The 22,460-nt window shown below is 67.4% G+C and carries 25 protein-coding genes; 16 read left to right on the top strand and 9 right to left on the bottom strand.

Going from position 1 to position 22,460, the window contains the following annotated elements; genetic code table 11:
- The first annotated feature begins 10 nt into the window (after positions 1-10).
- Positions 11-712, top strand: coding sequence for an MBL fold metallo-hydrolase (locus ABD301_RS25390; RefSeq protein ID WP_344313001.1), 702 nt, complete (start codon positions 11-13; stop codon positions 710-712).
- 114 nt (positions 713-826) lie between these two features.
- Here the strand turns inward: ABD301_RS25390 and ABD301_RS25385 are convergent, their stop codons facing one another.
- Positions 827-1,444 (bottom strand): HAD family hydrolase, encoded by a 618-nt coding sequence (locus ABD301_RS25385; RefSeq protein ID WP_344313000.1) that lies wholly within the window; start codon positions 1,442-1,444, stop codon positions 827-829.
- Between the two features lie 30 nt (positions 1,445-1,474).
- On the opposite strand from ABD301_RS25385, the gene ABD301_RS25380 reads away from it, so the two are divergent.
- Together ABD301_RS25380 and ABD301_RS25375 are read left to right on the top strand one after the other, a co-directional pair.
- Complete coding sequence (locus ABD301_RS25380; protein WP_344312999.1) at positions 1,475-2,632, top strand: sensor histidine kinase; 1,158 nt, start codon at positions 1,475-1,477, stop codon at positions 2,630-2,632.
- Complete coding sequence (locus tag ABD301_RS25375) at positions 2,605-3,306, top strand: response regulator (protein ID WP_344312998.1); 702 nt, start codon at positions 2,605-2,607, stop codon at positions 3,304-3,306. Before ABD301_RS25380 ends, ABD301_RS25375 begins: the two co-directional genes overlap by 28 nt.
- Here ABD301_RS25375 and ABD301_RS25370 read toward each other — a convergent pair.
- Positions 3,280-3,759 (bottom strand): DUF1877 family protein, encoded by a 480-nt coding sequence (locus tag ABD301_RS25370; RefSeq protein ID WP_344312997.1) that lies wholly within the window; start codon positions 3,757-3,759, stop codon positions 3,280-3,282. The two genes, ABD301_RS25375 and ABD301_RS25370, sit on opposite strands and share 27 nt — an antisense overlap.
- Before the next feature lie 185 nt (positions 3,760-3,944).
- Here ABD301_RS25370 and ABD301_RS25365 point away from each other — a divergent pair, with 185 nt between their 5' ends.
- Genes ABD301_RS25365 through ABD301_RS25340 form a run of 6 tightly spaced genes read left to right on the top strand, consistent with a single transcriptional unit; the run spans position 3,945 to position 9,916 of the window.
- The gene (locus ABD301_RS25365) at positions 3,945-5,219 is read left to right on the top strand and encodes a cytochrome ubiquinol oxidase subunit I (RefSeq protein ID WP_344312996.1); all 1,275 of its coding nucleotides are present in this window, start codon (positions 3,945-3,947) and stop codon (positions 5,217-5,219) included.
- Positions 5,220-5,229: 10 nt separating this feature from the next.
- On the top strand, positions 5,230-6,006 hold the full coding sequence (locus ABD301_RS25360; RefSeq protein ID WP_344312995.1) for a cytochrome d ubiquinol oxidase subunit II: 777 nt from the start codon (positions 5,230-5,232) through the stop codon (positions 6,004-6,006).
- Positions 6,003-7,622: a thiol reductant ABC exporter subunit CydD gene (cydD, locus tag ABD301_RS25355; protein WP_344312994.1), complete on the top strand. Its 1,620-nt coding sequence runs from the start codon at positions 6,003-6,005 to the stop codon at positions 7,620-7,622. The genes ABD301_RS25360 and cydD overlap by 4 nt, the downstream gene beginning before the upstream one ends.
- Positions 7,619-8,758, top strand: a complete 1,140-nt coding sequence (locus ABD301_RS25350; RefSeq protein WP_344312993.1) for an ABC transporter domain-containing protein — start codon at positions 7,619-7,621, stop codon at positions 8,756-8,758. The genes cydD and ABD301_RS25350 overlap by 4 nt, the downstream gene beginning before the upstream one ends.
- Complete coding sequence (locus tag ABD301_RS25345; protein ID WP_279579161.1) at positions 8,695-9,240, top strand: ATP-binding cassette domain-containing protein; 546 nt, start codon at positions 8,695-8,697, stop codon at positions 9,238-9,240. Before ABD301_RS25350 ends, ABD301_RS25345 begins: the two co-directional genes overlap by 64 nt.
- A 22-nt stretch (positions 9,241-9,262) precedes the next feature.
- Positions 9,263-9,916 (top strand): hypothetical protein, encoded by a 654-nt coding sequence (locus ABD301_RS25340; protein WP_344312992.1) that lies wholly within the window; start codon positions 9,263-9,265, stop codon positions 9,914-9,916.
- Positions 9,917-10,002: 86 nt separating this feature from the next.
- Here the strand turns inward: ABD301_RS25340 and ABD301_RS25335 are convergent, their stop codons facing one another.
- Positions 10,003-10,911 carry a LysR family transcriptional regulator gene (locus ABD301_RS25335; RefSeq protein WP_344312991.1) on the bottom strand — a complete coding sequence of 303 codons (909 nt, stop codon included), beginning with the start codon at positions 10,909-10,911 and terminating at the stop codon, positions 10,003-10,005.
- A gap of 111 nt (positions 10,912-11,022) precedes the next feature.
- On the opposite strand from ABD301_RS25335, the gene ABD301_RS25330 reads away from it, so the two are divergent.
- Positions 11,023-12,006 (top strand): aldo/keto reductase, encoded by a 984-nt coding sequence (locus tag ABD301_RS25330; RefSeq protein WP_344312989.1) that lies wholly within the window; start codon positions 11,023-11,025, stop codon positions 12,004-12,006.
- 37 nt (positions 12,007-12,043) lie between these two features.
- On the opposite strand, the gene ABD301_RS25325 is transcribed toward ABD301_RS25330, so the two are convergent.
- Positions 12,044-12,556 carry an Lrp/AsnC family transcriptional regulator gene (locus tag ABD301_RS25325; protein WP_163566875.1) on the bottom strand — a complete coding sequence of 171 codons (513 nt, stop codon included), beginning with the start codon at positions 12,554-12,556 and terminating at the stop codon, positions 12,044-12,046.
- A 62-nt stretch (positions 12,557-12,618) separates the two neighbouring features.
- Between ABD301_RS25325 and ABD301_RS25320 the strand changes: the two genes are divergently transcribed.
- Positions 12,619-13,521 carry an EamA family transporter gene (locus ABD301_RS25320; RefSeq protein ID WP_344312987.1) on the top strand — a complete coding sequence of 301 codons (903 nt, stop codon included), beginning with the start codon at positions 12,619-12,621 and terminating at the stop codon, positions 13,519-13,521.
- An 87-nt stretch (positions 13,522-13,608) separates the two neighbouring features.
- Here the strand turns inward: ABD301_RS25320 and ABD301_RS25315 are convergent, their stop codons facing one another.
- Positions 13,609-14,007, bottom strand: a complete 399-nt coding sequence (locus tag ABD301_RS25315) for an SHOCT domain-containing protein (protein ID WP_344312985.1) — start codon at positions 14,005-14,007, stop codon at positions 13,609-13,611.
- Positions 14,008-14,235: 228 nt separating this feature from the next.
- On the opposite strand from ABD301_RS25315, the gene ABD301_RS25310 reads away from it, so the two are divergent.
- On the top strand, positions 14,236-14,736 hold the full coding sequence (locus tag ABD301_RS25310; RefSeq protein ID WP_344312984.1) for a TrmH family RNA methyltransferase: 501 nt from the start codon (positions 14,236-14,238) through the stop codon (positions 14,734-14,736).
- Positions 14,737-14,851: 115 nt separating this feature from the next.
- Positions 14,852-15,589, top strand: coding sequence for a DUF7873 family protein (locus tag ABD301_RS25305; RefSeq protein WP_344312983.1), 738 nt, complete (start codon positions 14,852-14,854; stop codon positions 15,587-15,589).
- A gap of 396 nt (positions 15,590-15,985) precedes the next feature.
- Here the strand turns inward: ABD301_RS25305 and ABD301_RS25300 are convergent, their stop codons facing one another.
- The gene (locus tag ABD301_RS25300) at positions 15,986-16,183 is read right to left on the bottom strand and encodes a hypothetical protein (RefSeq protein ID WP_163566878.1); all 198 of its coding nucleotides are present in this window, start codon (positions 16,181-16,183) and stop codon (positions 15,986-15,988) included.
- Positions 16,184-16,279: 96 nt separating this feature from the next.
- Positions 16,280-17,275 carry a cation diffusion facilitator family transporter gene (locus ABD301_RS25295; RefSeq protein WP_344312982.1) on the bottom strand — a complete coding sequence of 332 codons (996 nt, stop codon included), beginning with the start codon at positions 17,273-17,275 and terminating at the stop codon, positions 16,280-16,282.
- A 56-nt stretch (positions 17,276-17,331) separates the two neighbouring features.
- On the opposite strand from ABD301_RS25295, the gene ABD301_RS25290 reads away from it, so the two are divergent.
- Together ABD301_RS25290 and ABD301_RS25285 are read left to right on the top strand one after the other, a co-directional pair.
- Positions 17,332-17,685 (top strand): ArsR/SmtB family transcription factor, encoded by a 354-nt coding sequence (locus tag ABD301_RS25290; protein ID WP_163566880.1) that lies wholly within the window; start codon positions 17,332-17,334, stop codon positions 17,683-17,685.
- Between the two features lie 37 nt (positions 17,686-17,722).
- Positions 17,723-19,204, top strand: coding sequence for an MFS transporter (locus ABD301_RS25285; RefSeq protein WP_344312981.1), 1,482 nt, complete (start codon positions 17,723-17,725; stop codon positions 19,202-19,204).
- Positions 19,205-19,214: 10 nt separating this feature from the next.
- On the opposite strand, the gene ABD301_RS25280 is transcribed toward ABD301_RS25285, so the two are convergent.
- Positions 19,215-20,180, bottom strand: a complete 966-nt coding sequence (locus ABD301_RS25280) for an aldo/keto reductase (protein ID WP_344312980.1) — start codon at positions 20,178-20,180, stop codon at positions 19,215-19,217.
- A 28-nt stretch (positions 20,181-20,208) separates the two neighbouring features.
- Between ABD301_RS25280 and ABD301_RS25275 the strand changes: the two genes are divergently transcribed.
- Positions 20,209-21,747 carry an MFS transporter gene (locus ABD301_RS25275; RefSeq protein WP_344312979.1) on the top strand — a complete coding sequence of 513 codons (1,539 nt, stop codon included), beginning with the start codon at positions 20,209-20,211 and terminating at the stop codon, positions 21,745-21,747.
- Here ABD301_RS25275 and ABD301_RS25270 read toward each other — a convergent pair.
- On the bottom strand, positions 21,633-22,460 hold the full coding sequence (locus ABD301_RS25270) for a class I SAM-dependent methyltransferase (RefSeq protein WP_344312978.1): 828 nt from the start codon (positions 22,458-22,460) through the stop codon (positions 21,633-21,635). The two genes, ABD301_RS25275 and ABD301_RS25270, sit on opposite strands and share 115 nt — an antisense overlap.

Below are 22,460 nucleotides of genomic sequence, written 5' to 3'. Positions count from 1 at the left end.
CGGTGGTGCGGTGGAAACAGTTGAGGTTCTTCCGACTCTCTTGATGTTGCGTTTTCCGGTAGGTCAGGCGTATCTCTGGCACGACAGTGATTCGCTGACTTTGATCGACGCGGGCTTCGCCGGCTCCGGGCCGGCCATCGCGGACGCGATCCGCGGGCTGGGCAGGCGCCAGGAGGAACTACGCGCGATCGTCCTGACCCACCACCACCCGGACCATGCCGGTGGCGCGGCCGAGGTCGCCGCCTGGAACGGCGCGGCCGTGCTGGCGCACCGTCTGGAGGCTCCGGTCGTACGCGGCGAACAGCCAGCCATCCCACCCGTTCTCACCGACGAGGACCGTGCCCTCTATGAGCGTATTGTCGGCACTGGCAACCAAGATCCGAGCCCACCGTCGGGTGTGGACCGGGAGGTGGAGGACGGCGACGTGCTCGACTTCGGCGGCGGCGCCGAGGTGCTTTGGGGTCCCGGCCATACCGCCGGCAGCATCGGGATTTTCCTTCCCCATCACGGTGTGCTGTTCACCGGCGATACCGTGGCGAACCAGCCGGCCCTGCGGCTCGGCGTCTTCAACACGGACCGCGCCGCGACCATCGAGAGCTTCAAGCGTTTTGCCGCATTGGAAACGGAAATCGCGTGCTTCGGTCACGGTGACCCCGTTATCGGTGACTCGGCGTCCCAATTGCGTACGGTGGCCGCGGATATTAAACCGTAGGCCGTTTCCAGACCTATTGCGCTGGCATCCTCGAATCTGTTCAAGCGGGGCCATCGGATTCGAACCTTCGACGGGTGAGTTGCAGCACCGAAATAGTGAGCGGTGAAGGAAGGGCTAGTAGTCGATCAGCGTACGACCGAGTTGGTACGCCTCGAAAAGGTCATCTCCGTGGTAGCGCGCAGCAGCGAGCCCGTCCAAATGTTTGTCAGCGTTGACGGCGACCGTCGCGGTGAGGTGACGAAAGAGGGGCGCGTCCGACATGGAGTCGCCATAGGCGACACACGGGTCGGACTGTGCGGCCACAATACGGACTTTGTCCGCAGGCGTAAGAATGAGCGATGGATCGATCGGCGCGGCGAAAGGCGGCGCTGGGAACTGGGACGCCACCACCTCGTCGAAGCCGCGGTTGAGGAGGTGCCGCGCGAAAAAGTCTGGCGACATGGTGATGACCATCGAACGTTCGCCGCGGGAGCGGATATCGGCGCATACGTCGTCGATGCGTGACAGCCATGGGCTTGTCGCGTACGCGTCTGCCACTACCGCCGGCGTCAACTGCCGCCAAAGCCGATGCAATGCCTGGGCGAAGCCGCGAGTGTCGAGATCGCCGGCGGTGAACCGGGCCTCCAGCGCGACCAGCTCCGGAACGGTGTCCAAGGCCCGCGCGATTTCCAGGCTCGCGGTCGTACCGGCCAGCAGGGTGCCGTCCATGTCGAAAACGTGCAGGGTGCTCACCTCTGGAGTCTCTCAACTATGGTTCGGCGCATGGCAGAGGCAAGCCACGCGCGAACGCTGGACGCGGCCGTCGCGGTGGTGGTCGGGCTGATCGTCGTCGCGGGGACCGTACGCCTGTGGCCACCGGTCTCGGTGCCGCTGCAGCCGGCCGGCTGGGCGCTGATCGTGGCCGCCTCGGTGGGATTGTATTTCCGCCGGCGTTTTCCGGTCGTGATCGCGGCTTTCACGCTCGCGGTCTGCGTGGTCTACTACCCGGCCACCGAGCCGGACGGGCCGATCGTGCTCGCCTTCGTGGTGGCTCTCTACACCGTGGCGGCCGCTGGGAAGCTGGTGGCGGCGATCGTGGTTGCCGCGGTCAGCCTGCTGTTGGTGGTGGCTGGCGAGATCAGCCTGATAGTCGCCCGGGAGCCTCGGCAGGTCGACAACTTCGAGCTGTTCCTGCTGGTCGGCTGGCTGATCGCGGTGGTCGCGCTGGGCGCGGTAGCGGACAACCGGCGGGCGTATCAGCGTGAAGCCGACCAGCGGGCTGTGGAAGCTGAGCGCAACCGCGAGGAGGCGCTGCGCCGGCGGGCCACCGAGGAGCGGCTACGGATCGCCCGCGAGCTGCACGACGTGCTCGGGCATCACCTCTCGCTGATCAACGTGCAGGCCAGCGCCGCCCTGCATCGCCAGCCCGCGGATCCGGCGCAGTCGTCGGGCGCGCTGGTGGCGATCAAGGACAGCAGCCGGGAAGCACTGCGCGAGTTGCGGGCCACCCTCGGGGTGCTTCGCCAGGTGGACGAGGCCGCGCCGACCGCGCCGGCGGCCGGCCTGGACCGGCTGGGCGACCTGACGGCGGCCGCCGAGGTCGCCGGCGTCGCGGTGTCGACCGAGGTCAGCGGGTCGCGAGTGGACCTGCCGGCGGAGATCGACCTGGCCGCGTACCGGATCGTCCAGGAAGCCCTCACCAACGTGACCCGGCATGCCGGTACGCACAGCGCGAGTGTCAGGATCCGGTACGCGGCCGATCACCTGAGCGTCGAGATTCTCGACAGCGGCGGCGGCTCGGCTGAGGGGGACACCGATGGGAACGGGATCCGCGGCATGACCGAGCGGGCGGTCGCGATCGGTGGCGAGCTGACCGCCGGGAACCGCGACGGCGGCGGGTTCCGGGTGGCGGCTTGGCTGCCAATCGGCGGCGACCGGTGATCCACGTCGTGCTGGCGGACGACCAGACGCTCGTACGCGCCGGCTTCCGCTCGATCCTGGACGGCGAGCCCGACATCACCGTGCTCGCGGAGGCCGCCAACGGTCTGGAAGCCGTACGAATGACCCGTGAGCTGCGCCCTGACGTTGTCCTTATGGACATCCGGATGCCGGAGTTGGACGGCCTCGAGGCGACCCGCCGGATCGCCGCCGAGAACGGTGCCTCCAAGGTGCTCATCCTCACCACCTTCGACCTCGACGAGTACGTCTACGACGCGCTGCGGTCCGGGGCGAGCGGCTTCCTGGTCAAGGACACCGAGCCGACCGAGCTGATCCACGCGGTTCGGGTGGTGGCCCGCGGCGACGCGCTGATCGCGCCGGCGATCACCCGCCGGCTGATCGCCGAGTTCGCCGGCCGGGGGCCACGGCCGACAGCGGGCCTCCGGCTGGACGGCTTGACCACCCGTGAGCGAGAGGTGATGGCACTGGTCGCCGGCGGCCTGTCCAACGACGAGATCGCCGCTCAGCTGGTGCTCAGCCCGGCCACCGCGAAGACGCACGTCAGCCGGATCATGAGCAAGGTCGGCGTACGGGATCGGGCGCAGCTCGTGGTGCTCGCGTACGAGTCGGGCATGGTGCGGCCCGGCTGGCTACATATCGACGGTGAAGATCACTGACCGGCGCTGTCGCGCGGCGCGGTCGAAGAAGTCCCGCAGCTCGACGAGGTTGTCCCAGGTGTAGACGAAGTCATCGTCGTCGTACGGACCGTCGTAATCGGTCGCGCTGAGCCGCCGGTAGCGCGTCAACAGCCAGTCCTTGTTGAGTGGCTGAAGTGCGGCGGCGGTGGCGGCGACCTGGTCGGCGGTGATGTGGCTGACGAAGGAGTCATCGGACTCGTACAGCTGCTGGCCGCCCAGCACCGCGTGGGCGAGCGGGTCGTCGCCGCCGTCGATGGTGAGGGTGCCGTCGGTGAGACAGCGGTGGATGGCGTCCCAGGCCTTGTCGGTCTCCAGGGTCTCGGGTCCGCCGAGCGTCTTCACGACCGCCATTCTGGCGGTGTCGTCGGCGGCGCGGGTGAGCAGCCGGTCCTGTTCTGGGGTGAGCATGAAGTGCACGCCCAGGCTGGCCATGCGAGCTCCGTCCGTCGGGGCTGATCGGGCCTGCGCATAGTAGTGCCCGGTGCCGCCGCGGACCGAACCCCGGGGTATTGCAACTGGCGGTGTAAGGGGAAACCCCTAGTAACAACTGGTGCGGTACGCGCAGTGCCAGCGCCGGCATGACGACCGCGGGGGTGTGCGCGGGCGATCGTGGTGAGGTGACTGGAGAAACCCTTGAGTTCGCCCGGCTGCAGTTCGCGTTGACGGCCGGCGCCCACTTCCTTTTCGTCGCGCTGACCGTGGGCCTGGCCACGATCGTCGCCTGTATGCAGACCCGGGCAACGCTGACCGAAAGCGCCGTCCACGAGCGGATGACCAGGTTCTGGGGGCAGCTTTACGTCATCAACTACGCCATGGGAATCCTGACCGGGTTGGTGATGGAATTCCAGTTCGGGCTGAACTGGAGCGGCCTCACGCATTTCGCCGGCAATGTTTTCGGTGCCTCGCTGGCGATGGAGACGCTGGTCGCGTTCTTCGTCGAGTCGACCTTCCTCGGCCTGTGGATTTTCGGCTGGGGACGGCTGAACCGGTGGGCGCACCTCGGGGTGATCTGGGTGGTGACGATCACCGCCTACCTCTCTGCGTACTGGATCCTGGTGTCCAACGGATTCCTGCAGAATCCGCGTGGCTATCACGTGGTGGACGGAGTCCTGCGGCTGACCGACGCGGCCGCCGTACTGACAAATCCCAACTCGATCGTGGCGTTTTTCCACATCATCGGTGGATCACTGGTCACCGCCGGTTTCTTCGTCGCCGGGGTGAGCGCGTACCAGCTGATGCGCCGGGCCGTCGAGGAGGAACTTTTCCGGCGGTCGCTGCGGATCGGGGTGTTCTTGACCGTGCCGGCGCTGGTTTCGACGGTCATCGCCGGTGGCATTCAGTTCGCCGTGGTCGGTGGCGAACAGCCGATGAAGCTGGCGGTTTTCGGCGACGTGGCCGACGAGGTCGCCCATCTACAGGCGGCCATGATGGCGCAGTTCGGGCCGGGAGACTACGTTCCGGACGCTGGCTGGGTGCGTACCGGTGGCGTGCTGATGCTGGTGTTCTTCGCGCTGATGTTTCTCTTCTCCTGCATGAATTTCCTGCTGGCATTGGCCACCCCGGTAGTCCGTCGATGCTGGCCATGGCACTTGCTGTTGATCGCGGCGATTCCGGTGCCTTTCCTGACGATGCTCGCTGGCTGGGTTTTCCGGGAAACCGGGAGGCAACCTTGGCTGGTGTACGGGCTGCTGAAAACCTCCGACGCGATCTCGCCGATTCCGGAAGGGCAGATGCGGTTGTCGTTGATCGCCTTCAGCATGCTTTTCGGCGTCTTGATCCTGCTCAATGTCTGGCTGTTGGCCCGAGCCGCCCGGCACGGCCCGGACAGCGTGCTGCTCGGCCACCCCACCTCTACCCAAGCACCGGTGTCGCTGCCGGTCACGACCTTTTAGGCGGCCCGCCATGGATGTCATCGCTGTTGCTCTGCTCACCTTTTTCGCAGTCGGCTATTTCGTCCTGGCTGGGGCGGATATCGGGGTCGGCATGGTATTGCCGTTCCTGGGTCGCCGTCCCGGCGAACGCCGGCTGGTCATCGCGTCCTTCGGTCCTTTCTTCCTGGCAAACGAAGTGTGGTTGGTCGGCACCGCGGGACTGTTGGTCGGGTTTTTCCCCAACCTGGAAGGTAAACTTCTGACTGGGCTGTTTCCGGCGGTGGTCTGCCTGCTGCTGGGCTGGATTTGCCGGGACCTCGGCCTGTGGCTGCGAGGCCGGATGAACGCCCGGCCTTGGTGGTGGTGTTGCGACGCGGCGATCGTGGCCGGCAGTTGGACGGTCGCGCTGAGCTGGGGGTGGATCGCGGCGAGCGTGCTCGGTCAGTCGAGTGCCGCCGTCGCGTCTGGACCAGGCACGGTGCTCGCCGCGTTGACGGTCGCCAGTCTCTTTGTCTTACATGGCCTCGCGTACGCGACCCTGCGGTTGTCCGGTGAGCTGCGGTCCCGGGCCCGAGCGCTGTCCGGCCCAGCCGGCGAGGTCCGGACGTACATCCTCACCTCGGCGGGCCTGGTGGCGCTGACCGTCGGCATGGGGTTCCGGCTCCCGCTGCTGGATTCGGCGGCCGACTCGGCGACCTTGCAGCTGCTGGTGCCGGCGGTCGTGTTGCTCACGCCTTTCCTGCTGCTGTCGCAAATCCTGGTCTGGCTGGTCTGTGGCGGCCGGGTGACCTGGCCGTCATACCTGTGAAGCGCCGCCAGCAAGACCCCACTGCCGGCCGGCTGACGGCGCTCCTGCCGGCGTACGCGGAGCCAGCCGGCCGGGTCCTCGCGCTGGTCCAGGGCGTTTTGATCGTCGTCCAGGCGGATCTGCTGGCCCGGGCGATCGCCGATCGACAGCTGCTGGCGTTGCCGTGGCTGGCCGTTGCCATCGGCCTTCGGGCGGTGGCCGGGTGGGGCGGCGGGCTGCTGGCACGAAAAGCCGCTGAGACGGCGAAAACTGGGCTGCGCAAGGCATTGCTCCGGCGAGCGGGCGGCGGGGACGGTGGTGGTTTCGGAACTCTGGTGGGGCGCGGCCTAGACGCTCTCGACCCGTACCTCGGCGGGTACGTTCCGCAGCTCGCGACGGCGATGATCGTGCCGCCGATCGTGCTCGCCAGACTGGGGTTCGCCGATCCGCTGTCCGCGGCGATCGTCTTGGTGACTCTCCCGCTGGTGCCTGTTTTCGGGGCGTTGATTGGGTTGCGGACTCGGGACGTGACCAGCAGGCAGTGGGCGCACCTGCAACATCTCGGCGGCCATTTCCGGGACGTGCTGGCGGGTCTCTCCACGCTGCGGGCCTTCGAGCGTACGGACCATCAGGCCGGAGTAATCAGGGAAATGGCCGAGGCGCACCGAAAGTCCACCATGGGCGCGCTGCGGGTCGCGTTTCTTTCCGCCTTCGTCCTGGAACTCGTGTGCTCGATGGCCGTCGCGCTGGTGGCTGTGCCGGTCGGCCTGCGGCTGCTCGACGGTCGTATCGGATGGCACCCGGCTCTGTTGGTGCTCGTACTGACACCGGAGGCATTCCTTGCGTTGCGGGCGCTGGGAACTCGGTTCCATGCCGGCGCGGAAGGTGTCGCGGCGGCCGAGCGCGCCTTTGCGGTGTTGGATGCGCCGGCCGAACCCGCCAGTGCGGGTTTGTCAGCAATGGCAGGGGAAATCCGGCTGGAGAATGTGACAGTCCGGTTTCCCGGCCAGCCCGAACCGGCGCTCGATCGGGTGAGTCTGACGATCCAGCCCGGCGAACGGGTAGCGATCATCGGGCCAAGTGGCGCCGGCAAGTCCACGCTTTTGCATCTCCTGTTGGGATTCGTACGACCGGACAGTGGTCGGGTGCTGGTGGGTGGGGTCGACTTGGCGACGGTGGATGTGCCGTCCTGGCGGCGGCAGTTGGCCTGGGTGCCTCAGCAGCCGCATTTCTTTATGGGAACTGTCGAGGAAAACATCCTGATGGGTACGCAGGCCGACCTCGCCCAGGTCAGGACCGCTGTCCAGGCGGCCGCGGCGGATTTCGTCGAACGGCTGCCGGCGGCGTACGACACGGTGTTGGGGGAGCGCGGCACCAGCCTGTCCGCCGGTCAGCGGCAACGGATCGCGCTGGCCCGGGCGTATCTGCGAAATGCTCCGGTGGTCTTGCTGGACGAGCCGACCGCTCGACTGGATGTGTGCAGCGAGGCCGCGGTGGTGGAGGCCGCGACGCGGCTGTTGCTCGGGCGTACGGCAGTGATGGTGGCTCATCGGCCAGCAATGCTGGCCGCGGCCGACCGGGTCGTACGGCTGCGGGCCGGCCGCCTGGAGCCGGTGGACGTCGAGGTAGCGGCATGATGGTGCTGTTGCGGACCCTTGCGAGGCCGCGGCTGCTGATCGCGGTGGTTGCCGGCATGCTGGCCGAGGTGGGTGCGGTCGGGCTGACCGCGACCGCGGCCTGGCTGCTCGCTCGGGCCGCTGACCAGCCGCCGATCGCCGCGCTGGGGGTCGCCATTGTCGGCGTCCGGGCGTTCGCGCTCCTACGCGGTGTTTTCCGTTACGCCGAAAGGCTTGCAGGTCACGACGTGGCCCTTCGCACGGTGGCTGGGCTTCGGTCGCGGGTCTATGCCGCGGTGGTCCGACACCGCGACGATGAGCGGGACGGCGACGCGTTGTCCCGGCTGGTGTCCGATGTGGACAGTGCGCAGGACGTGCTGCTGCGGTGCCTGCTGCCGTCGGCGGTGGCCGCGAGCGTCAGCGTCGCCGCGATCACCACCTGCGCGATTCTGCTGCCGACCGCTGGATTCCTGCTGGCCGCCGGATTGGTGGTCGTGGGCATGGTGTTGCCCGCGATCGGCGCGGTGGCAGCGAAACGGATGAGCGCCGGCATCGCGCCCCTGCATGCGGAGTTGGCGGTCCGCAGCCTCGATCTGGTGGACGGTCGATGGGATTTGGCGGCTTTTGGCGGCACGGCGGCGGCCGAGCAGCGGGCCGAACGTGTCGCGGCAAGGCTCGGCCGGTCGGAACGGATGGCCGCGTACACTGGCGCAGTCCTCACCGGCATAGGGATTTTGTTGCAGGGCCTCATATGTGTGCTGGTGACGCTGCTGGCGGTACGAGCCGGGGCCGACGGAGTTTTGGTCGCGGTGCTGGCCTTGACCGCGTTGGCCGCCTTCGAACCGGTGCTGCCGCTTGCGGACGCGGCGCAGCGATGGGTCGAGCTCTGGCCGGTGGCCCGCCGAGTGGCTGAGCTGCTGAAACCGGTTGCGTCGCCACCGCGTCCCTTGCCGGCGGAGCGAATCGAACTGACCGGCGTACGGGTGACTTTTGGTGCCGTGGTTGCGTTGAACGACGTGTCATTCCGGGTCGAGCCGGGCCGTGCGGTGGCGATCGTCGGCGCGAGCGGGGCCGGGAAAGCACGCTGCTGGCGGTGCTGGCCGGTCTCGTACGCCCGGAGGCCGGTTCCGTACAGCTGCCGGCATCGCGGGTCTTGACTCAGGACGCGCACCTGTTCCGGACCACCATCCGGGCCAACCTTGCGCTCGCCCGGCCGGACGCGACCGAGGCGGAGCTGCTGGCGGCCGTACGGCTGAGCGGCGCGCGGGAATGGGTGGCGAGCCTGCCCGCTGGCCTGGACACCGTCGTCGGCGAAGGTGGCCGGCCGATTTCGGGGGGCCAGCGGCAAAGACTGTTGTTGGCCCGGGCCGTGCTGGCCGATCCGGATGTGCTGCTGCTGGACGAACCCACCGAAGGCCTGGAAATGGCGGCCGCGGACGAAGTGCTCGCGGGCCTGCTTCGAGCCCGGGCGGGCCGAACGACAGTGGTGGTCACCCACCGGCTGGCCGGACTGTCCGAGATGGACGAGGTGGTGGTGTTGGACTGCGGCAGGGCTGTGCAGCGCGGTCCGCACAACCAGTTGCTGGCGGGACCCGGGCCGTACCAGGACCTGTGGTCCGCCGAACTGTTGGTTTCCTGAGAACGGGACGGGATGAAACAGCGTGTCGAAAAGAAGTTCGCAGTACGGCCGCAATTTACTGGTATGGATCCACGTCATCACGTCGGTCGGCTGGATGAGCCAGGCGTTGGCGTTGCTCACTTTGATGCTGGTCGCCCGGTTGGATCCGTCCGTACGGGATGCGGCGATCGCGATCGCGCGGCTGCTCGATCGCCAGGTGCTCGCGCAGTTGGCCGACGCGTCCGCGTTCACCGGCTTCATGTTGTCGGCTCTGACCGCGTGGGGCTATTTCCGCTACTGGTGGGTGTTGGCGAAATTCGTGATCACGGTCGCTCAGCTCACGGTGGGGATCTTCTTTCTGGACCCGGATGGGACCCCCTTGTCCATCGCCGCGGCGGCGCTGATGATGTCCGCGATTGGATTCCAGGCGTGGATGTCGATCGCCAAACCCTGGAAGAAGACGCCATGGGGTGAGAATGGCACCCCTAAGCGGTTGCCCACCGGGTCGCCTCGGGTATTCCTCGCCTGTTGCGCGGTGCCGGTGACCGACCTGGCGCTGAGCCTGGTTTGTGGCTTCCCCGCGCCACTCTTCTCGCTGCTGGCCACGATCGGGTATCCGATCTGGCGGTTCCGGCAGCTGCGACACCTGCCGGCCGCGCCGGCGCCGAGACGTACCTCCGAACCAATCCAGGTGTGAATCCCTGAGAAGATGAAGGGGAATGTGATGACCATGTGATGACAATACGAATCGTACGAGAGCGACAGTCGGGGCCGGTGACGTGATCAGCTGGAGAGCGCCGACGCGGGCTCATAGTTGGCGAGTTCCGGGATCTGGTCGAGCAGGGCGCGGGCCGCTGGAGTGGGGCGGCCGTCCGGTGGGATCGCGGCGCACACGTGCCACCGCATCGGGTGGCCGTCCAGCTCGACCCGGTGCAGGTCGGCGGCCTGCGGCTTGTTGGCGATCGGCTCCGGCACGACCGCGATACCGAGGTCGTGGCCGAGCAGCTCCAGCTGCGTGTGCACGTCGTTGACCTGCAGGCCGACCTTGCGCCGCAGGCCGGCCCTGGCAAAAGCCGCGTCCGCCATTGTCCGGCCGGCCCAGTTCGGTGGGAAGTCGATGAAAACCTCGCCGGCGATGGCCGCGAGGTCCACTGTGGACTGGCCAGCCAGCCAATGCGACCGGTGACAGAGAACCACCATGGGGCGGACCATCATCGGCAGCAGTCCTGGGGTGTCACCGAGTGTGTCGACAGCGACGAAGGCCACATCCAGCTGGCCCTGCCGGACTTTGTCGATGAGGCTGCTTGACCCGTCCTGCAGCAACTCCACCCGCACGCCCGGATGCCGGAGCCGAAAGGCGGCCAGCGTCGATGGCACGTCCGGGGCGCCGAGGCACTGTTCGGTGCCGACCGCCAGCGTGCCGCGCAACAGGCCCTGGACCGCGGCGACCGCGTCGCGCGCGGCGGCGGCGCCGTCGAGCGTACGTCTGGCCTCGGACAACAGCGCCCGGCCGGCATCGGTCAGCTCGACGCGGCGGGTCGAGCGGGTGAACAACGGTGCGCCGAGCTCCTGCTCCAACGCCCGGATCGAGGCCGAGAGGCCAGACTGGGCGATGTGCAGGCGCGCCGCGGCCCGGGTGAAGTGCCGTTCCTCGGCGACGGTGACGAAATACTCCAGGTGACGCAGTTCCACGTTCATCACTCTAGCTGCTGAGTGTGTGCAGGTTTCGCTGTTGGACGCCGGCCCGCTGTCCTGGCGACGATGGTAGGCATCGGACAGCGTGCTCAAAGGAGTGAGGAGCTCATGCAGCGGACAACACTGGGCAGGACCGGTCTCTCGGTGTCACCGATCGCGTTCGGCACCTGGCAGCTGGGTGGGGACTGGGGCGCCTTCGACGAGGCCGACGCGGTGGCGGCGATCCGGACGGCCCGGGACAGCGGCATCGACTTCTTCGACACAGCGCAGGCGTACGGCTTCGGGGCCTCAGAACGGCTGCTCGGCAAGGCCCTGCGGACGGACCTGGATCAGCGCCGCGACGAGGTGGTGATCGCCACCAAGGGTGGGGTACGCAGGACGGCGACCGGGCGGGTACGCGACTCAAGCCCGGAGTTTCTGCGCCGGGGCGTCGAGGAAAGCCTGACCTGCCTCGGCATCGACACGATCGACCTCTACCAGGTGCACTGGCCGGACCCGGGGACGCCGTTCGAGGACACCGCAGCCGCGCTGAAAGACCTTGTAGAGCAGGGCAAAATCAAGCATGTTGGCGTCTCGAACTACACCGCCGACCAGATGGCGGCGTTTTCCGAGGTGCTGCCGGTCGAGACGTTGCAGCCGCCATACCACCTCTTTCGCCGTACGGCCGAGGCTGACATTTTGGCGTACGCAAAGGAAAGCGACATTGGTGTCTTGGTGTACGGCCCGCTCGCACACGGCCTGCTCACCGGCTCGATGACTGCCTCCACGACATTCGCGCCTGACGACTGGCGATCCCGGAACCCGGCTTTCCGCGGTGAGCCGTTCGCCAAGAACCTCACCGTGGTCGACGAACTGGCGAAGCTGGCCGCCGACCTGGAGGTGACGCTGCCACAGTTGGCAACCGCCTGGACGTTGGCCAAACCTGCCGTGCATGTCGCGATTGTGGGCTCCCGCAACGCGAAACACATCGCGGACGCGGTGGGTGCGGCGGATGTACGGCTGGATGCGGACACCCTTGCCCAGATCGAGGAGATCACCTCCCACGGTGTTCAGATCGGCGGCTCCAGCCCAGAAGGTCCGACCGCGCCGTAGCGGGCTTTGGACGACAAAGTCGTCTTGCCCTCAACGGTCAGAGGTTCCGCACGTCCGGGAGCGGCAGCGGGCGGACTGGCACAGGGGTGGAGACCAGCACGGCGGAGGTGGTGGTGCCGTACGGCAGGATGCGGTCCAGGACGTTCTCCAGATCCTCGACGGCTGGCACGTAGACGCGCAGCAGGAAGCAGTCCTCACCGGTGATCCGATAGCACTCGGTGATCTGCGGGGTACGAGCGGCCATGTCGGCGATCCGGCCCAGCTGGCCGGGCCCAGGCCCGGGGCGTACGCGCACCCACGCGGACACCGGCAGGCCGATCGCGGCCGGGTCGATGTCCACCCGGTAACCACGAATGACGCCGGCCGCCTCCAGCCGGCCGACCCGCTCGGTCACCGCCGGCGCGGACATCCCCACCCGGCGGGCCAGCTCGGACATGCTCTGCCGCGGGTCGGCCTGAAGTTCGGTCAGCAGCCGGACGTTGACCTCGTCCAGCAGCTGCTTACCGTTCGGAACGCCAGTGGCCGGCCGGGCTGCCCTTTCTGAAGGCATCACAGTCTCCTGACCTCGAAAAAGCCCTTCAGCTGGGACGTTACGCCTTCGACAATAGACCGGTGACGCCCACTGCCGGCAAACCCGCACGACTCGCCCAGAGAGTGCCTCCGCACGCCTACTTCGTGACCAGCGCGGTCTTCCACTATCTTGGCCCGTCGTTCGCGGTTCTGTTGTTCGCGCGGGTCGGTGTGCTCGGTGTCGCCTGGCTGCGGATCGCCGCGGCGGCGGCGGTTTTCGCGATCTGGCGCCGCCCGTGGTTGGTGTTGATCCGGGCCCGCGGCCAGCAACGGCTGCTGTTGCTGGCCCTTGGCGCGGTCCTGGGTCTGATGAACGTGGTTTTCTACCTCGCGATCGACCGGCTGCCGTTGAGCACGGTTGGCGCGATCGAGTTCCTCGGGCCAGTGCTACTGGCTGCGGTGGGCGTACGCACCTGGCGAAACCTCGCCGCGCTCCTGTTCGCGATGGGCGGGGTGGCGTTGCTGACCGAAGTGCGCCTGGTGGGTGAGCCGCTGGGGTTCGTCTTCGCTTTCGTGAACTGCGCTGGCTTCGTGCTCTACGTGGTGCTTGGGCACCGGATCGCCGGCGACGGCGGCGCCGAGGGCATCGACCGGTTGGGTGCGTCGATGCTGGTCGCGTTGGTGGTGGTGAGTCCGGTCGGGTTCGTCGAGGCGGCTCGTACGTTCACCCAGCCGCTGCTGCTGGCCGCCGGGATCGGCGTCGGCATCTGTTCGTCGGTGGTGCCGTACGTGTGTGACCAGCTCGCGATGGCCCGGCTGCCGCGGTCGACTTTCGCGCTGCTGCTGGCTTTGCTACCGGCGACGGCCACGGTGATCGGCATCGTCGTGCTGCGCCAGGTGCCAACACTGACCGAGGTGGCCGGGATCCTGTTGGTGATCGTCGGGGTGGCCGTGCACTCCGACCGGACACCGCAACGACCCGCTGCCGGCGGGAGAGGCCGATAGGCGGGTCGTGGCGGCCCCTCAGGAGGAAGAGGGGCTTTCGCGGGCCGGGCGACGGGGGGCGCGCGGCCCGCGAAAGCCGTCTGGGGGTCAGGACTCCGCGGGCGGAATCCTTTCTGTTTTGTCCAGGTTGGTGGGTTCTGGCGCCGGCGGCGGCGGGGGAGCGGCGGCTGGTGGTGCGGCGGCGGTTTCGCCACGCAGGACCGAGCGGCGATGCACGTACTGCTGCTCGTCGATCTCGCCGCGGGCGAACCGCTCGGCCAGGATCGTCTCGGCGGAGCTGGGCCGGCCCATCCCAGCCCGGGCCATCATCTGCGCGCGTCCCCACGAGCCACGCCGACGCGCCGCGAAGAACGCGAGAACGACGAAAGCCGCGATCAGGATAAGCAGCGTCAGGGCGATCGCCGGGCCGAGCAAGGACAGCGGTCCGAACCCGCGGCCGCCGCCACCAGGACCCCACGGTCCTCGCGCAATTACGGACGAAAGCATGAGTTGGTCTCCCTCTGCTGGAACCCGGGGCGGCCAACGGCTGTCCCGGGTTCCATCCTCCACCTTGGCGCTAAGAATTCCCTGAGTACGATCTTCTAAACGTACTGGCGTAGGATTAAGTTCTGTCAAGTCGTCGAGACGGTCAGCACCCGCCGAGCAGTGGTGCGGAAAAATGTCACTTTGGGTAGGAAAGGGCCGGCTGGCCCCGCGCCGGTGAGCGCGCCGCGGGTGAGCACCCGCCAGGAAGTTTCCCGGCAGCGGCGCCGCCGCGCACACGGCTGCTGGGGCCATTTGATCGTGGCGCCGCTGTGGCCCAAACACGGCGTCAATCTGGGCACTCTGCTCCGTACGTGTGACGCCGTTGGCGCCTGCATGGCGGTGCCGAAACACAAGTGGGTGCCCGAGGCGCTGGACCGCGGCAACACGTTGCGGCGGCCGAGTTGTGTGCACTGGGTCAACGATCCGCGCGGCTGGCTGCTGCGCGAACGCGCTGTCGGTACGCGGATCTTCGCGGTGGAGTTGGCGGACGAGGCGATCCGGTTAGGCGATCTGCCGGCCGCCGGCGGCCGCAGCATCGCGTTGCTCGGCCACGAGACGTACGGGATCCCGGAGGACGTCCTGGACCTGGTGGACGTGGCCGTGGAGATCCCGATGATCGGCAGCGGGATCAGCCTGAATGTCGCGGTCGCCGGATCCCTTGTTCTCTACAAACTCGCCGGGATGCTCTGACAGCGAATAATTGTGCCCCAACGGCAGGAGAAATCGAAGGCGCCCGATGGCGGCCACCGACTACAGTGCCCGGAAGCGGAAAGCTGACGAGATTTCATAGGAGAGAAGACAGCAGATGGCGGCAACGCGGCTCAACCAGATCGTCGCAGTGGAGAAGGGCGTGAAATCCCGGTCGTTCTCGGAGCTGACCGACGCCCACCAGGCATTGCAGAAATCCGCGTTGCTGTCCGGCATCTCCCGGACCTATCGGGCCAAGGACGAGGAAGGCGAGCAGTTGCCGCCGGAGGCGACCAAGGTCCAGGTGAAGTCGGACGAGGTGATCCGGCAGACCGCGGCGATCCTCACCAAGCTCTTCGACGTGACGGCCACCAAGGACTGGGCGAACTGCTCGGCCAAGGCCGACCTGGTGGTCGACGGCACCACCCTGGTCTCCGGCGTGCCGGTCACTTACCTGCTGTTCCTCGAAAAACAGCTCACCGACCTGCACACCTTCGTGCGTAAGCTGCCGACCCTGGACGCCGCGGACACGTGGGAGTACGACGCGTCCGCGGACTGCTGGGCGACCGAGCCGGCGCAGACGTTGCGGACGAAGAAGATCCCGCGTAACCACGTGAAGGCCGAGGCGACCGAGAAGCACCCGGCGCAGGTGGAGGTCTACTACGAGGACATCACGGTCGGCACCTGGCGTACGGTCAAGTTCTCCGGCGCGTTGCCGGCCAAGCGGGTGAACGAGTTGCTGGATCGGGTGGAAAAACTCCAGCAAGCGGTCAAATTTGCCCGCGAGGAAGCCAATAACGCGGAGATCGCCGACGTGAAGACCGGCGACCGGATCTTCGGCTATCTCTTCGCCTGAATTTTCCATCTGCTATGATTTCGGTGCGCAGGAGCGCAAACTGAAACTGAAGGTCAGTGTGACAGGCAAGACGGTGACAGTGGGGGTTCGATTCCCTCTCCCGCCACTCCTGGCGGGATAGCCCAACAAGGCAGAGGCAACCGCCGGGCCGCAACCAAGGTCAGACTCTCGCTCCAGCTTCAGCATTCGCCGTCGAGCACCGGATCAACGGAAAGGGAACGACCGCGTCGAGATACTGGTTCAAACCCGGTCGGGTGCCCCAAAACATGCGCCCGTAGCTTAATCGAAAAGCGCGATGCACTCAGAGTGATTCCCGTTCTTAAATGTGTCGGTGCAAGGAATTGGACGGCATTTCCAGGCCCGGGGGCGGGCAAACCCCCCGGGCCTCCCTGCGTTTCAGGAGCGGCGGCGAAAGCCCGCGACGGCGAGGCCGATGCACACCAGGCCGACGATGGCGATGATCGGGCCGAGGATCGCCCACAGCATCACGCCGGTCATGGCGCTGCCGGGCAGGATGCCCACCCCCTGAAGGGCGAAGACAGCTCCGAAGAAGGTCAGCAGGATGCCGACGATCACGAGCACGGTGTTCCTCATGGCGGCGTTTCCTTCCAGAGCAGGGATCGTCCTGTTCAGAAGGTACGACAGCCGGCGGCTTTTGGTTCAGTGATGCTGCGTTCAGCGGTGGTGCGTTCAGTGGTGGTGCGCGAGCGCCGAGTGGTCGGCGGTGGCCGGATCGGTGTGTACGGTCGCGCCGGCCAGCCGGGGGGCCGCGTGCAGCAGCCGGTGCTCCGCGTCGACGGCGATCGCGTGCGCGGCCACCAACGTCAGGTCGGCGGCCAGCACGACATCGGTTTCGGCGTGCAGCCGGTGGCCGATCCAGCGCAACCGCAAAGCCCCTACCGCGACTATCCCAGGTGTCTCAAGCAGCGTCTGCTCGGCCTGGCTGACCAGCGCTGGGTCAACCGCGTCCATCAACCGGCGGTAGATCTCCCGAGCCGCATCGCGCAACACCAGCACGATCGCGCCGGTGATGACGAGCCCCACCACCGGGTCGGCCCACGACCAGCCGAGCGCCACTCCGCCGGCGCCGAACAGCACGGCCAGCGACGTGAACCCGTCCGTACGAGCGTGCAGCCCGTCGGCGACCAGTGCCGCGGACCCGATCCGGCGCCCGACGGTGATCCGATAGCGGGCGACCAGCTCGTTGCCGGCAAAGCCGACCACGGCGGCGATCGCGACGGCGAACAGGTTGTGCACCGGCCGTGGATGGAGCAGCCGGTCCACCGCCTCGTACCCGGCCAGTGCTGAGGAAGCGGCGATGACCAGCACGATCGCGATCCCGGCGAGATCCTCGGCCCGCCCGTACCCGTACGTGTAGCGGCGGTTCGCGGCCCGCCGGCCGACCAGGAAAGCGAGTGCCAGCGGGATTGCGGTCAGCGCGTCAGCGACGTTGTGCAGCGTGTCGCCCAACAACGCCACCGAACCGGAGAAAACCACCACGACGGCCTGGAAGAGCGCGGTCAGCCCGAGCCCGACAAGAGAGATCCACAGCGCTCGCATGCCGTCCCGGCTGGACTCCATCGCGCGGTCCACCTTGTCCGCGGAGTCGTGCGAATGAGGGGTCAGCAACCCCCGCCAGCCACGCTTGCCGTGCCCGTGGCTATGTCCATGTCCGTGTGTGTGCATCCCGGACTCCTCTCTGGCTGGACAGGACCACTCGTACGCGACGATGATATGTGCTCATGTACGCACGCGACAATGTGGCAGCTGCCGCTGACCTGCAACTGCCGACGGAAGAGCAGGTGGACGCCGCCGCTACCGCGCTGCGGATGCTCGCCGACCCCACCCGGCTGCGGATCGCCTGGCTGCTGCGTGACCAGGAGCTGGACGTGACAACCCTCGCGGAGGCGACCGGCGCGGCCCGGCCGGCGGTGTCGCAGCACCTGGCGAAACTGCTGCTGGCCGGGCTGGTACGCACCCGCCGGGACGGGCGGCGGGCGCTCTACAAGGCCCGCGGCGGGCACGTACGAAGGCTGGTCAGTGAGGTCGTCGAGGCGGTCGACCACGATCTACGCGGGTTGCCAGATCACGACTGATTTCGCCAAATGGCGTCGGAAGGACAACGATGGGGCGGTGACTGAAGATCCGCCTCCCGGGGCCGACCCCAGACGGTGGAAGGCGCTCGCGGTCACGCTGGTCGCCGGCTTCATGGGTCTGCTCGACGTCAGCATCGTGAATGTCGCCTTCCCGTCGATCCAGCACGCCCTGAACGCCTCCCTGAGCGATGTGCAGTGGGTGATTTCGGGTTATGCGCTGGCCTTCGGCCTCGCGCTGGTGGCTGGCGGGCGGCTGGGAGACGCGCTGGGGCGGCGGCGGATGTTCCTGATCGCGCTGACCGCCTTCATCCTCACCAGTGCGCTGGCCGGCGCGGCGACCAGCGCCTTCTGGCTGGTGGCCGCCCGGCTACTGCAGGGCCTGGCCGCCGGCCTGCTGACCCCACAGAACTCCGGACTGATCCAGGACCTGTTCCGTGGCGCCGAAAGAGGCCGGGCTTTCGGCATGTTCGGCGCCACCGTTGGGCTTTCCACCGCGGTCGGCCCGGTGGTCGGCGGGCTGATCCTCGCGGCCTTCGGGCCGGAGCACGGGTGGCGGTGGGTTTTCTACGTCAACGTACCGATCGGCGTGCTCGCGCTGATCCTGGCCGCCCGTCTGTTGCCACGCTGGCAACGAAAACCCGGCACCCGCGCGGACATCGACTTCGTCGGCGCGATCCTGCTCGGGCTCGCCGTGGTGTGTCTGCTTTTCCCGCTCGTACAATCGGAAAACGGCGGGCTGACGAAGTTCTGGTGGCTGTTCCCGGTCGGCGTTCTGGTCGGGTTCGGGTTCCTTCGCTGGGAGGTGCGTACGGTTCGTCGCCAACGCGCCTCACTGCTGGACATTCGGCTTTTCACCGAGACACCCGGATATTCGTCCGGGGCCGCGCTCGGTGCGGTGTATTTCTCCGGCTTCGCCGGCATCTGGCTCGTACTGGCGCTGTTTTTCCAGGACGGCCTCGGATACACGCCGTTGCAGTCCGGCCTCGCGGTGACGTCGTTCGCGTTGGGATCGGCGGTCACCTCGGTGGTCGCCGGCCGGCTGGTGTCGCGCTGGGGGAGGTGGGTGACGGTGACCGGCCTCAGCCTGGTCATCGTCGGCCTCACCCTGGTCGCGGTCCTGGTGCCGCTGTCGTCCCGATCAACCGCCGGCTTCGCGGTCGCGTTGCCGTTGCTGCTGGCCGGCATTGGCGGCGGTGCCGTCATTTCGCCGAACACCACGTTGACGCTGGAATGTGTGCCCACCCGGATGGCCGGCGTCGCTGGTGGTGCCTTGCAGACCGGCCAGCGGATCGGGACGGCTATCGGCACGGCCGTCCTCGCGTCGATCTTCCGGGCCGGCGTCGGCTCCTCGAACGCGTACGAGCGAGGCGTCTCGTTAGCGATGTACGGCGCCGTCGCCGTGACGGTGGTGGCGCTGGCCATCGGGCTGTGGGAGGTGTGGTCCCGGCGCACTCGGGTGAGCGCGGGCGAGCGTGCGGTGGCCGAGACCGCGGTGGCCTCCGACGTACACCGCGGCTGAGCGGGACGGGTTACCGGAAGCCAACCGTGACGTGCGGCGCGTACGGCTCCTCCAGGCGGGCGACCTCGGCGGGAGTCAGCTCGAGGTCGAGCGAAGCGATCGCGTCGTCAATGTGCTCCGGTTTGGTGGCCCCGATGATGGGCGCCGCCACCCCGGGTTTGCCGCCGAACCACGCCAGCGCGACCTGCGCCCGGGGCACTCCACGCTCGGCGGCCACCTCGCCGACCCGTTCCACCACCGTACGGTCGGAATCCACGTAGAGCAGCTTGCCGAACTCGTCGGTGTCGCTGCGTGCGGTGGCGGTGTCCCAGTCGCGGGTGAGCCGGCCGCGGGCGAGCGGGCTCCACGGGATGACCCCGATGCCCTGGTCGGCGCACAGCGGCAACATTTCCCGCTCCTCCTCGCGGTAGATCAGGTTGTAGTGGTTCTGCATGGTGACGAACCGCGTCCAGCCGTGTTTTTCCGCCAGATAAAGAGCTTTCGAGAACTGCCACGCGTACATTGAGGACGCCCCGATATACCGCGCCTTGCCGGCCTTCACCACGTCGTGCAGCGCCTCGAGGGTCTCTTCGATGGGAGTTTCGTAGTCCCAGCGGTGAATCTGGTAGAGGTCGACGTAGTCGGTCTCGAGTCGGACGAGGCTGCGGTCGATCTCGGTCATGATCGCTTTACGGGAAAGCCCGCCGCCGTTGGGTCCTGGTCGCATCCGGCCGTGCAGCTTGGTGGCCAGCACGATTTCGTCGCGCTTGGCGAAGTCTTTGAGCGCCCGCCCCACAATCTCCTCGCTCTTGCCGACCGAATAGATGTTGGCGGTGTCGAAGAAATTGATGCCGGCCTCGACCGCCTGCTTGAGAAAGGGGCGGCTGGCCTCCTCGTCGTAACCCCAGGTGTGGTTGCCGCCGCCACCGAAACTCATGGTGCCCAGGCAGATGGCCGAAACGTCGAGTCCGGTCGAGCCGAGTTTCACGTACTTCATGCGCGAGCCTCCTGTTGAATCAACACCTGTGACCATCGTCGCAAATGGTCGTACGACCGGCACGACTCCCTACCATCGGAACGTGTCCCAGCCGTCCGACTCCCGAAAATACCGCCTCGTGCTGGTCGTTCTGTTGTCCGCGTGGTTCATGGCACAGTTCGATTTCTTCGTGGTGAATGTGGCCGCGCCGTCGTTCGAACGTGAGCTGCATGCCGGTCCGGCGGCACTGGAGCTGATCGTCGGCGGGTACGCGTTCACGTACGCGGCAGGCATGATCACCGGCGGCCGCCTCGGCGATCTTTTCGGTCACCGCCGGCTGTTTCTGGCCGGGATGGTGGCTTTCACGGTCGCATCGCTGCTGTGCGGGCTGGCGCAGGATCCCACCCAGCTGGTGCTCGGGCGGCTTGCGCAGGGCCTGACCGGCGCGCTGATGGTCCCGCAGGTGCTCGCACTCATCACCGCCGACTTCCCGGTGCGGCTGCGTGGTTGGGCGATCGGCTGGTACGGCACGGCGGGCGGGTTGGGATCGATCGCCGGCCAAGTGCTGGGTGGCTTTCTGCTGGACGCCAACGTTCTGGGCCTCGGCTGGCGGACGATCTTCCTGGTCAACGTGCCGGTCGGGATCATCGCGCTGGCCTTCGCATGGCGGGTGCTGCCGCGTCGGGAGGCCGCCCGGCGGGTGCGGCTGGATCTGCTCGGCGCGACCGGAATCGCGGCCGCGCTGGGTCTCGCGTTGATCCCGCTCGCGCTCGGCCGCGATCAGGGCTGGCCGGCGTGGGTGTGGATCTGCTTCGCGCTGGCCGTCCCCGCGGCCGCTGGAACCCTGTGGTGGCAGCGAAAGTTGGCCGCAAGTGGTGGTCAGCCCGTACTGGAGCTGGGCCTTTTCCGGCTGCGATCCTTCGTCGCCGGGGTGGGCAGCAGTGGCGCGTTCATGCTCTATTTCGGCAGCTTCATGTTCACCCTGACCCTGGTGCTGCAAAGCGGTATTGGCCTGACGGCCTTCCAAGCTGGCCTGGCTTTCGCTCCGATGGGCATCACGTATTCGGTGGCATCCGTGCTGGGCTCCCGCATCCCGCCTCGGTACGGTCGGCAAACGGTCGTCGCCGGCGGCACGCTGGTGGCGGCAAGCCTGGTCTTTTTGTTCTTCCTGCTGGGATCCACGCACGTACGGCTGGGCTGGTTCGTCGTCATGCTGGCGATTGCCGGCGTTGGCAACGGATTGACCGCGCCGCGCCTCATCGGCGCGACGCTCGTCGAGGTCGAGCCGCGGAACGCCGGTGCCGGCGCGGGCATTCTCACCACCACCCAGCAGTTCGCCAGCTCCGCCGGGGTAGCCGTGGTGGGTACGGTTTTCTTCGCCGCGGCCGCCCAGTCGAGCCTGGCTGGCGGCATGCGTTATGCGGCAGTCATCCAGCTCGCGCTGGTCCTGGTCGTGATCACGCTGATGATGATTCAGGGACGCCAGAAGTCCAACGCCATGGGGCGGAGCCGTTCGCTGAAAAGCCCAGAGGAGGACGTACCGCGAAGCAGTTCGCGCAGCTCGCGGTCGAATTCCGGCAGCCGCTGACCAAAAAGATGCGGAGTCGAGTACGACAGTGACAGCACGCTGGCGACGACCTCGTCCTCGGTACGCGTCAGAACGTCGTCATAATCGACCTGGATCCGGGTTGGCCCGGTGAATCCGGCCGCGCGCAGCTCGTCGACCTCGGTGCCGGGCGTACCAGCTGGCAGGGTGCCGCGGCCAGCTCTGCGTACGGGCCCCAAAAAATCGACGATCAGCGCGGCGATCGCGTCGTGTGGCGGTGTCGGATACGCAGTTGGGCCGGCGTCGGCCGTACCTTGATGAGTGGTCGCTTGTACGTGCACACAAACACCGCCCGGGGCGATGAGTGAGTGTACGACCGGAAGTACGCTCGGCTGATCCAGCCAGTGCAGCGACTGCGCGAAGGTGATCAGCTGGAAAGGCTCCCAGTCAGCCGGGATTTCCTCGGCACGAAGCCGATGCCAGCTCACCCTGCCGCGCTCATCCCGTCGCTTCGCCTCGGCGATCATGCCCTCGTCGGCGTCAATGCCGATGGTTTCGGCGAAAAGCGGCGCCAGCAGCATAGTCAGGGACCCAGGTCCGCAGCCCACATCGAGCAGTCGGCCGGTGCTGTCCAGCTGAAGTTGCGTGCGCAAGGTGTCGGCGATCGCGGGCGGATAGGGCATCCTGCCCTGGGCGTAATAGGTCGCGCTGCCTTCGTAGAGTGTCTCGTCCCAGGTCCAACCGTCTTTACGCAT

The organism is Fodinicola feengrottensis, assembly GCF_039530045.1.
In the GTDB taxonomy this organism is placed as follows: domain Bacteria; phylum Actinomycetota; class Actinomycetes; order Mycobacteriales; family HKI-0501; genus Fodinicola; species Fodinicola feengrottensis.
This window is presented reverse-complemented; position numbering and strand designations above follow the sequence as displayed.